13 protein-coding genes are annotated in these 16,751 nt (G+C 35.5%); 10 read left to right on the top strand and 3 right to left on the bottom strand.

Annotated elements, in window-relative coordinates; all coding sequences use genetic code 11:
* Positions 1–232: 232 nt before the first annotated feature.
* Positions 233–2,485 carry an acyl-CoA dehydrogenase gene (locus ABZP37_RS08610; RefSeq protein WP_366187301.1) on the bottom strand — a complete coding sequence of 751 codons (2,253 nt, stop codon included), beginning with the start codon at positions 2,483–2,485 and terminating at the stop codon, positions 233–235.
* A 228-nt stretch (positions 2,486–2,713) separates the two neighbouring features.
* Between ABZP37_RS08610 and ABZP37_RS08605 the strand changes: the two genes are divergently transcribed.
* The 3 genes from ABZP37_RS08605 (at position 2,714) to ABZP37_RS08595 (ending at position 4,696) form a co-directional block, all read left to right on the top strand.
* Positions 2,714–3,295, top strand: a complete 582-nt coding sequence (locus ABZP37_RS08605) for a DUF1572 family protein (RefSeq protein ID WP_366187300.1) — start codon at positions 2,714–2,716, stop codon at positions 3,293–3,295.
* Between the two features lie 161 nt (positions 3,296–3,456).
* Positions 3,457–3,825, top strand: coding sequence for a DNA topoisomerase IV (locus ABZP37_RS08600; RefSeq protein ID WP_366187298.1), 369 nt, complete (start codon positions 3,457–3,459; stop codon positions 3,823–3,825).
* A gap of 100 nt (positions 3,826–3,925) precedes the next feature.
* Positions 3,926–4,696, top strand: a complete 771-nt coding sequence (locus ABZP37_RS08595) for a TerC family protein (protein ID WP_366187296.1) — start codon at positions 3,926–3,928, stop codon at positions 4,694–4,696.
* Between the two features lie 485 nt (positions 4,697–5,181).
* Here ABZP37_RS08595 and ABZP37_RS08590 read toward each other — a convergent pair whose 3' ends face one another.
* Complete coding sequence (locus ABZP37_RS08590) at positions 5,182–5,850, bottom strand: peroxiredoxin-like family protein (RefSeq protein WP_366187502.1); 669 nt, start codon at positions 5,848–5,850, stop codon at positions 5,182–5,184.
* A gap of 119 nt (positions 5,851–5,969) precedes the next feature.
* Complete coding sequence (locus ABZP37_RS08585; RefSeq protein WP_366187295.1) at positions 5,970–6,965, bottom strand: alpha/beta hydrolase; 996 nt, start codon at positions 6,963–6,965, stop codon at positions 5,970–5,972.
* Positions 6,966–7,234: 269 nt separating this feature from the next.
* On the opposite strand from ABZP37_RS08585, the gene trmD reads away from it, so the two are divergent.
* The 7 genes from trmD to rlmF all read left to right on the top strand — a co-directional run bounded on the left by trmD (position 7,235) and on the right by rlmF (position 16,731).
* Positions 7,235–7,915, top strand: coding sequence for a tRNA (guanosine(37)-N1)-methyltransferase TrmD (trmD, locus tag ABZP37_RS08580; RefSeq protein ID WP_366187294.1), 681 nt, complete (start codon positions 7,235–7,237; stop codon positions 7,913–7,915).
* A 195-nt stretch (positions 7,916–8,110) separates the two neighbouring features.
* Complete coding sequence (gene rplS, locus ABZP37_RS08575; protein WP_366187293.1) at positions 8,111–8,461, top strand: 50S ribosomal protein L19; 351 nt, start codon at positions 8,111–8,113, stop codon at positions 8,459–8,461.
* A 728-nt stretch (positions 8,462–9,189) separates the two neighbouring features.
* The gene (locus ABZP37_RS08570; RefSeq protein ID WP_366187292.1) at positions 9,190–11,427 is read left to right on the top strand and encodes an NADP-dependent isocitrate dehydrogenase; all 2,238 of its coding nucleotides are present in this window, start codon (positions 9,190–9,192) and stop codon (positions 11,425–11,427) included.
* A gap of 131 nt (positions 11,428–11,558) precedes the next feature.
* Positions 11,559–13,967, top strand: coding sequence for a TonB-dependent receptor (locus ABZP37_RS08565; RefSeq protein WP_366187291.1), 2,409 nt, complete (start codon positions 11,559–11,561; stop codon positions 13,965–13,967).
* A gap of 4 nt (positions 13,968–13,971) precedes the next feature.
* Positions 13,972–14,793, top strand: a complete 822-nt coding sequence (locus ABZP37_RS08560) for a DUF4249 domain-containing protein (protein WP_366187290.1) — start codon at positions 13,972–13,974, stop codon at positions 14,791–14,793.
* A 209-nt stretch (positions 14,794–15,002) separates the two neighbouring features.
* Positions 15,003–15,665, top strand: a complete 663-nt coding sequence (locus tag ABZP37_RS08555; protein WP_366187289.1) for a thiamine diphosphokinase — start codon at positions 15,003–15,005, stop codon at positions 15,663–15,665.
* 103 nt (positions 15,666–15,768) lie between these two features.
* Positions 15,769–16,731, top strand: a complete 963-nt coding sequence (rlmF, locus tag ABZP37_RS08550; RefSeq protein ID WP_366187288.1) for a 23S rRNA (adenine(1618)-N(6))-methyltransferase RlmF — start codon at positions 15,769–15,771, stop codon at positions 16,729–16,731.
* Positions 16,732–16,751: the final 20 nt, after the last annotated feature.

Genomic DNA, 16,751 nt, shown 5'->3' with positions numbered 1-16,751 from the left:
GCGTCGTAGTTAAAAGCTTTAAAACAATGATTTTAAAGTCGAAAAAACGTATAAAATTGTGTAGATTCAGTAATTAATAAGTAGGTCAATCTACCAATTATGAGCAAAGAATATACAGGAGATTGGTATTTACACATCTGGTGCTCGTTTGCAACGAGTACCTTCTTTCATAAAGACGAAAGCGTAGCATTTGCAATGCGGCTTTTTCAAACTTCCTAACCTTTTCAAATCCTTAAACCAACGCTCCCAAACAGGAATCAGGAATGGCAAATGCATTTACCAAAGCCACAGCATCGGGTCTAATATCCCAACACAATTGATTAACCATTTTCCGAATGGCTTTAGTTTTCACTGATTCCATATAATCATCTTCTAGATACCAACCTTTGTTCTTTTCTATTTGCGAAAGCGCAAACAGTTGACACATTTTGGTTAATACTGCACTGCTTTTTTCATCCTCTACAGCTGCAATAGCAATTTGAAATTGTTCTAAAACTACGCGGTCTAAATATGCTTCTGCCACAGCTATCAATTGATGTTGCACAACATTAAAAGCATCATAAGGCTCTAAACCAGTATCAATTAATTTTTTGATACGTTTGGCAGCAGAAGCTAGAATCGTTTGTTCTCGGTGTTGGAAAGCCTGCAAATGAAATTCATAATCTAGCAAATGCGCTTCATCTGTATTTCGAATGATGAGCGGATTTTTTTCCGCTATAGCTGATTTAGCATTTTCATATACATAATTAATAATCCCTAACGAACCCATTTCGCCAAATGATTTTCTGAATTCCGACAAACGATTTTTAGCCACTAATTGCATCAAGACCGTATTGTCACCCTCAAAAGTGGTGTATACTTCGGTATCATTTTTCAAAGCATCAATTCGGTTTTCTGATAAATATCCTTTTCCACCACAGGCTTCCCTACATTCTTGTAAAATTTCCGTAGTACTCCAAGTGGAATAAGATTTCAATCCTGCTGCTAAGGCTTCGATTTCTTGCATCTGCTCTTCCGATTTATTCAAAAAACGTTTCGTCAAATACTGCAAAGCAAAATGAACGGCATAGGTTTTTGCTAGCGGAATTAACAAACGTCGTTGGTGCATGCGGTAATTCAAAATAGGAACTTCTGAAGCTCCTTCGGGTCCAAATTGTTTGCGTTGGTCACTGTATTTTATGGCAATGGTAAGTCCCGTTTTGGCTGCAGCCAAAGCCGAACGCGGAATTCCAATTCGACCTCCAACTAAAGTACCTAGCATCGTAAAAAAGCGTCGGTTATCACTCGGAATCGGGCTTTGAAATCCGCCTTTTTCATTTACACATGCAAAACGATCCAGCATATTTTCTTTTGGAATAAGCACGTTGTCAAAACGAATCGTACCATTATCAACGCCATTCAATCCCATTTTTGGGCCACAATCACCAATCGTAATTCCTTTTAGAACCACCCCTTTTTCGTCACGCAAGGGAACGATAAAAGCATTGACACCATAATCGTGTTCTTCAATAATTAATTTAGCAAAAACGGTTGCCATTTGCCCGTGCAATGCAGCATTACCTATATATTCTTTTTGTGCTTTTGGGTGTGGCGTATGAATTGTAAAGGATTGTGTTTCGTGATGGTAGGTTGCTGTTGTTTCCAATCCTTTTACATTAGAACCGTGATGGGTTTCAGTCATTGCAAAACAACCGGGCAATTTTAGTGTGCCAATGTCTCTTAAATATTTAGCATAATGTTTTTCTGTCCCAAGGGATTGAATACTCATTCCCCAAAGTCCAAATTGTACACCAAATTTAATTACCAAACTCAAATCATGATAACTCAGGGTTTCCATAATGGCAAAATAATCAGCGATATTTCCGCCGCCGCCATATTGCTTGGGATAAGCCATATTTCCTAGGTTTTCCTTAGCTAAAATTGTACACCAGTCAAATACCTTTTGGCGGTACACACCAATATCCATTGCGGCATCTAACTTAAATTCAGGTCTAGAAATTATCGATTTTACTTTATTTATAATGTGCGCTTGTTCTCCGTCTAATAGATCTGTTATTTTTCGGACATCAAAACTCGCTTCGGCTTGCTGATTAACCGTAAAAGATTTTGCTTTTGTTTTAAAATTACTAATGGCTTCCTCTCCTAGAATTCCCAAATCATTTTCGAGTTTTGCAAAAGAAACCTCTAAGTTTTGAACCGTAGTATCATTTTTAGAAAGTACAACCGCTAGTTCAAAAATAGATTTCACTTCAGGGTTATCCTGAATAGATTGTTCTATTGTATTCTTCCAATCGGTAAGGTCTTGACGAGATGGCGGATTTGAAATAGTTATTCTGGAAAGTAACCCTATTTTATCCTCTACCGAAAGCCAATCTTGCGAATCGATATAATACTGTAAAGTAAAAAACTCTTTTTTAGTCAATAAATCATCAGACCAAACGATATAAAAAAGGGGGATAAATGCTTGTAATTTAGCGTTTTTCATAAGTAAGTATATTTCAATTTGGACTGATTTATTTTCTTTCTTGTCTGGATTAAAAATACGGAAAATCGAAACTGAAAGCAACTTTTTTTATTTATTTGACTGATTGAACGAAAAGAACCACTAATACACTTTGACCAATTAAACACAAAAAGTGACATCCTATTCTGTAAACTGGATTAAAAAAACAAATCCTTTTTTTAGTACTTTTAGGTATTAAAATAATATAAGATGGAAGCCAATTCAATTTATTTAGAAAGCGTCAAAAAGCTGTTTCTTTATTATAAAACTTTGGGAGAGAAAGCAATGACTCAAATCGAACCCAATCAGCTTTTTGTACAAACGAATGAAGACACAAATAGTATGGCTACGATTGTCAAACACCTTTCGGGGAATATGTTGTCGAGATGGACAAATTTCTTGACTACCGATGGTGAGAAAGAATGGCGTCAGCGTGATGCGGAATTTGAAAATGACCTAACCAATAAAGAAGCGGTTTTGGAATCTTGGGATAAAGGCTGGGACTGTTTAATGACTACTTTGGATGGTTTGCAACAGGAGCAACTTTTGGATATTATCTACATCCGAAACGAAGGCCATACGGTTCTAGAAGCCATCAACCGCCAACTGGCGCATTATTCTTATCATGTGGGACAGATGGTTTTTTATGCTAAAGAATTGAAAAATAGTTCTTGGGATAGCCTATCGATTGCTCGGAATAATTCTGAAAATTATAACACGGATAAATTTGCTAAAGCGAAAGAAATTAAGAACTTTACCGATGCTGAAATAAAGCGTTTGGATAACAAATAATGCCTTTTGCCCCAGATGGCAACGGAAAGCCCGAACAGGATATTCCTATTTTTTCTTGACATAAAAGAGCGACTGAAAGAAGCTCCTTTTATGTCAGTAGAAAAAAAGGAATAGCACGGAGGACTTGTCGTGAACAGCTGGATAAGGCTCAAAAAATAAAAATGAAAAAGATTGTACTTATTGGTGGGTTGCTTTTTTTGGCTGCCTGCAAAGAGCCTGCTAGAGATTGTACCGATTTTAAAACGGGGAAATTTAAGTTTGAAAGCGAGATTGATGGTGTAATGAAAACGACCTTTTTTGAGCGAAATGACAGTATCGAAATTGAAACTTATGAGGGGAAGACGGACACGGCGTCGATCCGATGGGTGAATGATTGTGAATATGTACTGCGCAAATTGCACCCGAAAAGCATGGCGGAAGAAAAGGCGGTCAACATCAAGATTTTATCTACCGAAGAGAACACTTATTTGTTTGAATACGGAATGGTAGGAAATGATAATAAGCAACGGGGAACGGCTGAGAAGCTATAGGCAAATGTCAAATGCAAATATCAAAAATCAAAACTTTGTGACTTTGTGACAAAAAGCAATTTCAAAACTCAATAAAAAAAACAATTAACTAAATATAAAAATGGAAGTATTTTTGAATCCGGATGCTTGGATTGCCTTATTAACCTTGACTTTTCTCGAAATAGTCCTAGGTATTGACAATATTATTTTTATCTCGATTGCTACCGGTAAATTACCCGAGGAAGACCGTAAAAGAGCTACTAAAATCGGGATGTTCCTAGCGATGTTTATGCGTATTGCGTTATTATTTGGAATCAACTTGTTAATCCAAATGAAAGAACCTTGGTTTACGGTTGATTTACCTTGGTTTCAAGCTGGAATTACGGGACAAAGTTTGATTTTACTTGCGGGTGGATTGTTTTTAATTTATAAAAGCACGAATGAAATCCGTGAAAAGGTGGATCATAAAGGGGATGAAGAGGCCGAATTAGGTAAAGCCGCCGCTAAATCGTTCCAAAGTGTGATTATTCAAATTATTATGATTGACTTGGTTTTCTCCTTTGATAGTATTCTGACGGCTGTGGGGATGACTAATGGTGTTGAAGGGGCTTTGTATATTATGGTAACGGCAGTAGTGATTTCAGTTTTTATCATGATGCAATTTGCGGTTCCAGTGGGAACTTTTGTGAACAAAAATCCATCGATTCAGATTTTAGGATTAGCCTTTTTGATTTTGATTGGTATGATGCTATTGACAGAAAGTGCACATTTATCTAATGCTTTAATCTTTGGTAGTCACGTGACTCCTATTCCTAAAGGATATTTATACTTTGCAATTTCATTTTCTCTATTTGTAGAAATGTTGAATATGAAGAGTGCTAAAAAGAAATAAGTTTTAATTAAAGTAGGAGACAAAGTCAAGTTTTAAAATTTAACTTTGCCTCCTCTCACATTACCGTATGCACTTACGTAATCGGCGTTTTCCCTAAAGTAGATTACAAAATAACCTCCAGTAATTCAGCGTTAACCTATAGAAACTTTGTTCTAATACCAAAAAATAGTCCAATACAGTCCAATCTAATTAGTCTGTTAAATCTAGTTTATTATTACTGAATCGCTCACAGCTATATTTTAAAATATTTTTCAAATTTCTCGCAGATTACTGAATAGATTTTCACTGATTAAGACTGAATAACTATATGTTTAAACGCGTGACGAACACTTTTAAAATACTGATTTCAAAACTATTAAGCCAATTACTTAAAAGTTATCTCCTCTTTTTTTAAACATTTCCTCAATCTGTGATTCGCATTATCACTAAAAATACCCTCAGAAGACTTTCTCTTTTAAGGGTACTCCATAAATTTTTGAACTAACTTATTTCTTAAGAGCCTCAAGAGCTTTCAAGATAGCATCTGCTTCAGCTCTATTTCTATATTCAGCATCTAAGAATGTATAGACAATTTTCCCTTGTTGATCAATTACATAAGTGGCGGCCAAAGGTAATTCATCCGATTCATCACCGTTATAACCATGTAAATCAAATCCTTTTTGATAAGAAGCCGCAACATCATCAGTCAGTTTAAAAACGATTCCATATTCTTTAGCTACTTTGTTTCCTATATCACTCAATACTTCAAATTGCAATTGGTGTTTTTCAGCAGTTGACATTGATTTATCCGGCAACTCAGGAGTTAGTGCTAATAAGTTTGCTCCTTTTAATTGAATATTAGGCAATTGCTCTTGCAAATAATGCAAGGTCATATTGCAATAAGGACACCATCCGCCACGGTACCACGTTAAAACAACAGGTCCTTTTTTAAGATAATCACTCAATTTCACTTCTTTTCCAGTGGCATTTGTAAGGATAAAATCCGGTGCTATATCATCATTTTTTATCGCGTTTGCAATCACGTTTTGACGTGTTACATCAGCAATTCCTTCAGCATAAATCTCTTTAATTTGTTCTGGTGCTTTTACTTCCCAAGCGTTCTTTGCATTATCTAAAGTGGCTTGTAAACTGATTGTGCTATTTTCTATATTCATCATTTATTATTTTATTAATAGAACAAATGTATTACTGTCCTAGTTTATTTAAGTTGTCTATTTTTCTTATTGTGTTGGTTATTTATCCCCAAGGACAACTTTCCTTAATCCGTAATTTATTATTTTTCTAAAAACGCTGTTAGCGGCTGAATAAATTTATCAAAACTTTCGATATGTGGCATGTGTCCAATATTTGGAATTTCGACTAATTTAGAATTCGCAATTTTCTTTTGAGTTTCTTTACCTAGAACGGAGTACAATCCCATTGTATTTCTAATCTCTTCGGTTACTAATGGTTTTCCTAAAGCCGTTCTATCTCGCGTTCCAATAATTAAAAGTGTTGGCACCTTTATGTTTTGAAATTCATACACTACAGGCTGCGTAAAAATCATGTCATACGCTAAAGCGGAGTTCCAGGCTATTTTTTTAAAGTCAGAATTTAAAGTCCAACCCGCCAACAGATTTACCCACTGATCATATTCTGGCTTCCATTTGCCGTCATAATAACTCTCTAATTGGTATTTCTTGATCCCTTCGTAACTTTGCTTCAATTCGTTTTTGTACCACCAATCTACATTTTTATAAGGTACTTTAAGTTTCCAATCTTCTAAACCTATTGGATTTTCAAGAATCAATTTCTCTGTAACTTCAGGATATAGCAATGCAAAACGAGTGGCTACCATTCCGCCCATAGAATGACCTAAAACAGCCGTTTTTTTGATTCCTAAACTATCTAATATCTGTTTGGTATTCTGCGCTAGTTGTTGAAAAGAATATTGAAAATTATCGGGTTTTGATGATTTCCCAAAACCTATTTGGTCTGGTACAATTACACGGAATCCTTTTTTTGTCAAGGCTTCTATAGTTGTTTTCCAATACGCTCCGTTGAAGTTCTTACCGTGAAGCAAGAGAATATTTTTCCCATTATAATTATCTGGTTTCACATCCATGTACTCCATTTTGAGTTCTTGCTGCTGAATGTTTACCGGGATAAAATGTACGGGATAAGGATAATCATAATTACTCAAATTTATATCTAGCCATTGCAGTTGTTCTCGTTGAGCGAAAGACCCTAGTGTTAAAAAAAAGAGTCCTATCAAAAATTTGAATTTCATTTTCAGTCGTTTTTTATTAGAATTGTAAAACTAAGAAGAATGAATTCTACTAGAAAACTATTAGGAAAACTTTACAATTTTGATTTCACGACGATGGACATGAATATTGTTTTGTTTTAACGAATGTCGATGGCCAAGCAGGTACAGAATTTTTGAACGTTGAACTTGTCTTTGATTTTTTTAGACAATTAAAATTTGATTTTTGCAATTGCAATTGCAATTGAATATTGCTTTCGTAACTTTGCCGATTCATTAGATAGAAGAAAATCATGCGTATCGATATTATTACCGTTTTACCTGAATTATTAAGAAGTCCGTTTGAAGCTTCGATTATGAAGCGTGCTATTGACAAAGGACTGGTTGAAGTTCATTTTCATAATTTAAGGGATTACACGACTAACAAACAAAAAAGTGTGGATGATTACGCTTATGGTGGTGGTGCTGGAATGGTGATGAACGTACAACCAATTGACGATTGTATTACCCATTTGAAAACCGAAAGAACTTATGACGAAATTATCTATATGTCGCCTGATGGAGAAACCTTAAATCAAAAGATGTGTAACACCATGTCTATGTATGAGAATATCATTATTCTTTGTGGACATTACAAAGGAGTAGATCAACGAGTGAGAGATCACTTTATTACCAAAGAAATTTCGATTGGTGATTATGTTTTGAGTGGTGGTGAACTAGGTGCTTTGGTTTTATCGGATGCATTAATACGATTAATTCCTGGAGTTTTGAGTGATGAAACCTCGGCTTTGACAGATAGTTTTCAAGATGGCTTATTGTCAGGACCTATATATACAAGACCCGCAGATTACAAAGGATGGAAAGTTCCCGATATTTTACTGAGTGGCCATTCTGGAAAAATTGACAAATGGCGCGAGGATATGGCGTATGAACATACAAAAACGAGACGACCGGACTTGCTTGAAGAGAATTAGTAATTATGAGTTATGAAGTATGAGTTAACAAGTTACGAGGACTACAACTGTAATAATTCATAACTTTTTTCAAAATAATTCACAACTCATAACTTATAACTCGTATCTTTTTTTTACTTTTGCACCCACTTAGACTAACCTCTGGCGAGATCCGTGAATGTTGCTCTAATTCAAAAACTATAATTAGCATTTAAAATGGCAAATTTAATTGATTTCGTTAATAGCGAATATGTTGCAAAAAAAGATTTCCCTGAATTCGGAGCTGGAGATACAATCACAGTTTACTACGAAATTAAAGAGGGTGAAAAAACTAGAACTCAGTTTTTCAAAGGAGTAGTAATCCAAAGAAGAGGTTCTGGAAGTACTGAAACTTTTACAATCCGTAAAATGTCAGGCGCAGTTGGAGTTGAGCGTATCTTCCCTGTTAACTTGCCAGCTTTACAAAAAGTTGAAATCAACAAGAAAGGTTCAGTTCGTAGAGCTAGAATTTTCTACTTCAGAGAACTTACTGGTAAAAAAGCAAGAATCAAAGACAAAAGAAGATAGTCATCTATCCCTTTATCATAAAAGTCCCGACATGTTCGGGACTTTTTTTTTGACTTATTGCGGGCAAATAGAACACGAATCAAAGCGAAGGCACTAGTTGTTTTTAGACACGTCCCGAAGCTTCGGGATCACGAATTTGCACAAATCACTGAAACTCTAAAAAATTGATTACACCAATTTTTAAGTAACTTGATAATTAGTACAATTACAGAACATCTAAATTCGTGTATTTCTTGTAATTCATGGTTGTTTTTTACTTTTAAACTCATGCGTTTGCCTTTAGACACGAATGGAACGGATTTGCTATCACGAAAACACGGGAGAAAAGGCATTACTATTTTGTTTTTAAAGTTTATTCAACACTGAACTAACAAAAGATCAAAGTCTCCCTCTCTAACCCCGATAGAAGTGGCATCCTTTGCTTTTTTTCTTTAAAAAAGCAAAGATATAGCGTCGGGAGCGGGACGATGTTGGCAAAAACACCTTTCACTTTCTGCTCCAAAACTAACAGATAAAAACACCCTAAAGTAGAATTCTCAAATTAAGGCTGTTTCATTAAAAAAATAACATTTTAAACCTATGTAGTTAGTTATACCATAAATCGGTTATTTCTCTAGTAAACTTCTCCGTATTTTACGCTGATTTTCATATCTTTGCACCGCTTTATTCGAAGCAAATCATACATTTTACATTCTTGCCTTAAGAATTACGATTATAAAATTATAAAAATGACACAAAAATCAAAGATTGTTTACACATTAACTGACGAAGCACCTTTGTTAGCTACTTATTCTTTTTTACCAATTGTTCAAGCTTTTACTGCAACTGCAGGAATCGAAATTGAAACGGAAGACATTTCGGTTGCAGCTCGTATCCTTGCTAACTTTCCTGAGTTTTTAACTGAGGATCAAAAAGTAAAAGATTCATTGGCAGCATTAGGAAAACTAGCTACTGATCCAGAAGCAAATATTATCAAATTACCAAACGTTTCTGCATCTGTACCTCAATTAAAAGGAGCTATTGCTGAATTGCAAGCGCACGGATTCAAAGTCCCTAATTTCCCAGAAGACCCTCAAACAGATGCTGAAAAGGAAATCAAAGCAAAATATACTAAAATCACAGGTTCTGCTGTAAACCCAGTTTTACGTGAAGGAAACTCTGACCGTAGAGCCCCACAAGCAGTGAAAAATTACGCAAAAGCAAACCCACACTCTATGGGTGCTTGGACTGCTGACTCTAAAACTGCCGTTGCTTCTATGACCGAAGGTGATTTTTACGGAAGTGAAAAATCGGTTACTGTGGCTGACACTACCGATGTGAAAATCGAATTTGTTGGGCAAGACGGTACAACTACTGTACTGAAGGCAAGTACTCCATTGAAAGTAGGTGAAATCATTGACAGTTCAGTAATGCACTTGAATGCTTTGAAATCTTTTGTTGCTAAAACAATTGCTGAGGCTAAAGCACAAGGCGTTTTACTTTCTGTACACTTGAAGGCTACGATGATGAAGGTTTCTGACCCAATTATCTTTGGAGCTATTGTAGAAGTTTATTTTGCTGATGTATTTACAAAATACGCTGCTTTATTTGCTGAACTAGGTGTAAACACTACAAACGGTTTAGGTGATGTGTATGCAAAAATTGCAGGACACACACAACAAGCAGAAGTTGAAGCTGCCATCAATCAAGCGATTGCTAACGGTCCAGCTTTGGCAATGGTAAATTCTGACAAAGGAATTACTAACCTTCAAGTTCCTTCGGATGTAATTGTTGATGCTTCTATGCCAGCAATGATTCGTACTTCTGGTCAAATGTGGAATAAAGAAGGAAAACTACAAGATACTATCGCTATTATTCCAGACCGTTGTTATGCTGGAATTTATACTGCTACTATCGATTTTTGTAAAAAACATGGTGCTTTTGACCCAACTACAATGGGATCTGTTCCAAACGTAGGTTTGATGGCTCAAAAAGCAGAAGAATACGGTTCTCATGACAAAACTTTCCAAATGTCGGCTAACGGAACTGTTCGTGTAGTTGATCTTAACGGAAACGTTTTAATGGAACAAGCGGTTGAAGCGAATGACATTTTCAGAATGTGTCAAGCGAAAGATGCTCCAATTCAGGACTGGGTTAAACTAGCTGTAAACAGAGCTCGTTTGTCTGCTACTCCTGCTGTTTTCTGGTTAGACGAAAACAGAGCGCACGATAGAGAAATCATCAAAAAAGTAAATCTATACCTAAAAGATCACGATACAACCGGATTGGATATTCGTATCTTGAATCCTATTGCTGCAACTGACTTCACTTGCGAGAGAATCATCAAAGGATTGGATACTATTTCTGTAACTGGAAACGTATTGCGTGATTACCTTACTGATTTGTTCCCAATTCTTGAAGTAGGTACTTCTGCAAAAATGTTATCTATCGTTCCATTAATGAATGGTGGTGGATTATTCGAAACTGGTGCAGGTGGATCGGCTCCAAAACACGTTGAACAATTTACAAAAGAAGGATACTTACGTTGGGATTCATTAGGTGAATTTTTAGCTCTTGGTGCTTCATTGGAACATTTAGGACAATCTTTGAATAATGAAAAAGCAATTGTTTTATCTGAAACTTTAGACCAAGCAAATGATGCTTTCTTGCAAAATGATAAATCTCCAGCTAGAAAAATAGGTGGGATTGATAACCGTGGTTCTCAATTTTACTTAGCAATGTATTGGGCTCAAGCTTTGGCCGCTCAAACTAAAGATGCTGAATTGCAAGCGATTTTTACTCCAATTGCAAAAGAACTTACGGATAACGAAGCTACCATTAATAGTGAACTAATAGCTGCTCAAGGGAAACCACAAGCAATTGGTGGTCACTACCAACCCACACCAGCATTAGTAAGCAAAGCGATGCGACCAAGTACAACGTTCAATACTATACTAGATAAAATTTCTGTTTTGAAAACAGCTTAATTTTTTTTCTACATAAATACTTAAAAGGCAACCCGAAACGGTTGTCTTTTTTTATTAACAGTGTTTTAAAGTTTGTTTACTAGCTAATTACTTATAATTTTACCAAATTTGCATCTCAAATTATTTAAAGTATGTTGAACAAAAAAACCTTCACACTAATACTGTTTTTAGCCTTTAGCGTCACTACTTTCGCCCAAAACAAGAGCGATAGAGAACAATCAAAGCAAAAATTCACATTAAGCGGTATCATTTCTGACAACAAAAATAATGAGACCTTGATTGGTGTCAATATTTACATCCCTGAAACCCAATCTAGCATTAACACCAATCAATACGGCTTTTACTCCATTACTCTCCCCAAAGGCTCTTACACAGTATTAATAAGTTATATTGGTTTCAAAAATATTACTAAGAAAGTTACATTAGACAAAAACACCAAATTAAATCTCAATTTAACAGACAGTCAAGAAGAACTGGATGAAGTAATTGTAACAGGAACAAATACCAGTATCTTGATTCGAAAACCAGAAATGAGCGTAAACAAACTCTCTATTTCTTCCATCAAAAAAATGCCTGTGGTACTTGGAGAAGTTGACGTTATTAAATCACTTTTACTACTTCCGGGCGTAACTAATGCTGGCGAAGGGGCTTCTGGATTTAATGTTCGTGGTGGTGGTGCTGACCAAAATTTAATCCTTTTGGACGAAGCTACCATTTTCAACTCTTCTCACGTCTTTGGTTTTTTCTCTGTTTTCAACCCCGATGCGATCAAGGATTTAAAATTATATAAAGGTGGAATTCCGGCTAATTTTGGAGGAAGAGCATCTTCAGTTTTGGATATTTACCAAAAAGATGGAAGTAGTAAATCCTTTCATGCCAATGGAGGTATTGGATTAATTGCTAGCCGTATTTTACTAGAAGGTCCTTTGGTAAAAAATAAAGGCTCGTTCTTGATTGGCGGACGAAGTTCTTATGCCCATCTATTTTTAAAACTATCCGAAGACCAAAAAGACAACTCGGCTTATTTTTATGATTTAAACACCAAATTGAGTTATAAACTCAATGAAAATAACAACTTATACTTATCTGGATATTTTGGGCGTGATGTATTTGCTATTAGCAAAAGCTTCTCTAATACGTATGGAAATGCAACTCTAAACTTAAGATGGAACCATTTATTCTCGGATAAACTATTCTCAAACTTATCCTTAATATATAGCGATTACTACTATGGATTAGATTTAGATTTTGTAGGTTTCAAATGGGATTCGGGGATTAAGAATTACAATATTAAATACGATTTCAAAAATTATATTTCTGACAAATTCAAACTGAATTACGGCATGAATGCTATTTATTATTCCTTTAATCCGGGAACTATAAAACCCTCAGATGTGAGTTCTGGAATTAACTTTGATCAATTGGATAAAAAATATGCTTTTGAGCCCGCCTTATATGTGAGCGCAGAACAAGAACTTTCCAAAAAAGTCGCCATTACTTATGGCTTGCGTTACAGTATGTTTTACCGTTTAGGTCAATCTACAGTAAATATATATACCAATGACAACCCTGTCATTTTCAATACAGATTTACAGATTTACCAAAAAGCAACACCTACAGGAACTGAATTCTACAACAAAAACAAAATCATTCAAAACTTCAATAATCTAGAGCCTCGCTTAGCGGTTTCATACCAGCTCACAGATGACACTTCAGTAAAAGGCAGTTACAACAGAATGGTCCAATACCTACAATTGATTTCTAACACTTCGTCTCCTACTCCATTGGATGTTTGGATGCCAAGTGACAATTTCATCAAACCACAAATTGCGGATCAAGTTGCTTTGGGTTATTTCAAAAATTTCAATAAAGACATGTATTCATTAGAAGTAGAAACCTATTACAAGAAAATCAAAAATCGTTTGGACTACATAGATGGAGCCGACTTGATTGCCAACAAAGCCATTGAGCAAATTGTTCTCAACGGACAAATGCGCTCTTATGGTCTAGAAATCATGTTGCGCAAAAACGAAGGTAAGTTCAATGGATGGATTTCTTATACCTTATCCAAATCAGAACAACAAACACCGGGAAGAACGGCAGAAGAATTAGGGATAAACAATGGTGCTTGGTACAATTCAGTTTACGACAAAACACACAACCTTGCCGTTACAGGAGCTTACAAAAAGAGCGAAAAATGGAGCTTTGGTGCCAATTTTGTTTTACAAACTGGTCAACCCGTAACCTATCCAAACAGTCAATATTACTACTCTGGAATTGTAGTACCGAGTTACGGCTTACGCAACGAAAATCGCTTACCAACCTACCATCACCTTGACGTTTCTGCTACCTTAACACCTACAAAAAACCAAGATAGAAACTGGAAAGGCGAATGGGTTTTCAGCATTTACAACTTATACAATCGTAAAAATGCAGCTTCCATCAATTTTAGACAAAACTCAGATACTGGTACCAATGAAGCGATAAAAACTTCTATCTTCGGAATGGTTCCTGCAGTAAGTTATAATTTTAAATTCTAATAAAATGAAAAAAACAAACATACTAATAGCGCTTATCTCCATACTTTTTCTGAGCAGCTGTGAAGAAGTTGTCCAAGTTGATCTCAATACTGCTGCTCCAAAATTAGTTATTGAGGCAACCATCAAATGGGTAAAAGGAACTACCGGTAAAGACCAAAAAATTAAATTAACAACGACTACTTCGTATTTCAGCAACCAAATCCCAGTGGTTTCTGGAGCCACAATTATGATAAAAAACAGCAGTAACATTACTTTCAACTTTAACGAAATAGGAAATACAGGCGAATATATTTGCAGCGATTTTGTTCCAAAAACCAACGAAACATACACTCTAACCGTGGTAAACAATGGCGAGATCTATACTGCGAGCGAAACACTAAAATCAGTCGCACCAATTGAGGATGTAGTTCAAAAAAATGACGGTGGTTTTACAGGAAAAACCATTCAAATTAAAACTTTTTACACTGATCCAGCTCCAGAAGTCAATTATTATTTATACCAATACAGCTACACCAATCAAGTCACTCAAACCTTTTACGGAGATGAAGATACTTTTTTCCAAGGGAATCGTATATTTAGTTTATCCCAAAACCAAGATTTAAAAAAAGGCGACGAAGTCAAAATAACCCATTATGGCATTACAAAAGCGTACTACAACTACATGAATATCTTGATTAGTATTGCTGGCGGTGGTGGCGGTGGTCCATTTCAAGCACCACCTGCAACCGTACGTGGAAACATCATCAACACCACCGACAAAAATAATTATCCGCTAGGATACTTTGCTTTATCAGAGATAGACACAAGAACTTATACGGTTCAATAGTAGAAAAGTAAATGATAAATTTGGGCTCCCGATAGCTATCGGGACTCCGTAAAAACTTTGGTTCGGGCTCCCAACGCTTCGGGACATTACAAGTTCTCAACAAATTACGCTATCGCTACATTTGTTTGTGGGCTATTCATTTTTATCCCAAACGCAAAAAAACTATTTAACTTTCAAATTTTATATCTTTACCCCACAAAACTCCTATTATGTCCTCACATCATATCGTTAGAGACGATCAAGAACCTGCTTTGATAATTGCCAATGGTGCTTCCTGTCACCCAGAATTATTAGGTCAATTACTAGAATGGTCACCAATAGTTATCGTACTCGACTCAGCTATAGAACGCGTAATGAAAATGGACATAAAAGTAGATGTTTTGTTGGGTGATTTTGACCGGGGTTTTGACGCCAATTATTACAAAGAAAAACAATACCCACTGGAAGTAGTACATACACCAGACCAAAGCAAAACTGACTTAGAAAAAGCTTTTGATTATTTGATCGAAAAAAAAATTCCAGCCGTCAACGTAGTTTGGGCAACAGGACGTAGAGCTGACCATACGATTACCAATTTGACCAATATTGTTCGCTATCGTGATTTGTTAAAAATTGTCATCCTTGACGACCATTCCAAAGTATTTTTATTACCTCGAAAATTCGAAAAATGGTATACCGCTAATACTCCTATTTCCTTGATTCCCATTGGACATGTGACTGGTATAGCATCCGAAAACTTATTTTATCCTTTACAAAATGACAGTTTAACTATAGGGTATAAAACAGGTAGCAGTAACCACGTTTACCAAGATGGAATCGTAAAAATAGAACATACCGAAGGTGATTTACTCCTTATGGAATGTATGGATTAATTTTATCCTTAAAAAGCTAGAAAAGTTGTTCTTTTTTATATAACTTGCTCATGATTAGGACAACAAATATTTTTTAAATCCTTTTCCCGAAATAGAAATAATAATGTCCAAGCAGCTTACAGAAAAAACCAATTTACATCCTAGAAATCAACATCGTTCTCGATACGATTTTAAACTTTTAATAGAACAATATCCGGCGCTAAAAAACTTTGTTGCTATTAATGAACACCAAATTGAAACAATAGATTTCAGTAATCCCGAAGCGGTCAAAGCTTTAAACAAAGCCCTATTAATCACCTATTACGGCATACAAAACTGGGACATTCCTAAAGATTATTTATGCCCACCCATTCCAGGCAGAGCAGATTATATTCATAATATTGCCGATTTATTAGCTTCATCCAATGGAGGAAAAATTCCTGAAGGCGAAAGTATTCAAGGTCTTGATATCGGTATTGGAGCCAATTGCATTTATCCTATATTAGGAAATTCCATTTACGGTTGGAGTTTTGTAGGAACAGATATTGATGAAAATGCGCTGAATAATTGCAGCAAAATTATCGAATCCAATCCAAAATTGGTTGATACTATTAGTCTACAACAACAAACTGAACCTCGTTTTATTTTTAATAATATCATTACTCCCGAAGATAAATTTGAATTTATTCTTTGTAACCCTCCTTTTCATACTTCACAAGAAGAAGCAACACAGGGAAGTATTCGTAAAATAAATAATTTAGAAAATAAAAAAACAACCAAGCCCATTTTGAACTTTGGTGGCCAAAATTCAGAATTATGGTGTGAAGGCGGTGAATTCCGTTTTATTTCTCAAATGATATACGAAAGTGCCAAATATCCTATGCAGTGTTTATGGTTTACAACATTAGTAGCAAAACAATCGCACCTCAAAAGTCTTTACAACGTTTTAAACAAAGTAAAAGCAGCAAATATTAGAACAATCGATATGGCGCAAGGTCAAAAGACAAGTCGTATTCTAGCTTGGTCTTTTTTGAGTGAAAAACAACAAGAAGAATGGAAGTTTGAGAAGAGTAATCAAGTGGTTTAGTGAATCGCTAATTCTATTTA

Source organism: Flavobacterium ovatum (genome assembly GCF_040703125.1).
GTDB classification, from domain to species: Bacteria; Bacteroidota; Bacteroidia; order Flavobacteriales; family Flavobacteriaceae; genus Flavobacterium; species Flavobacterium ovatum.
This window is presented reverse-complemented; position numbering and strand designations above follow the sequence as displayed.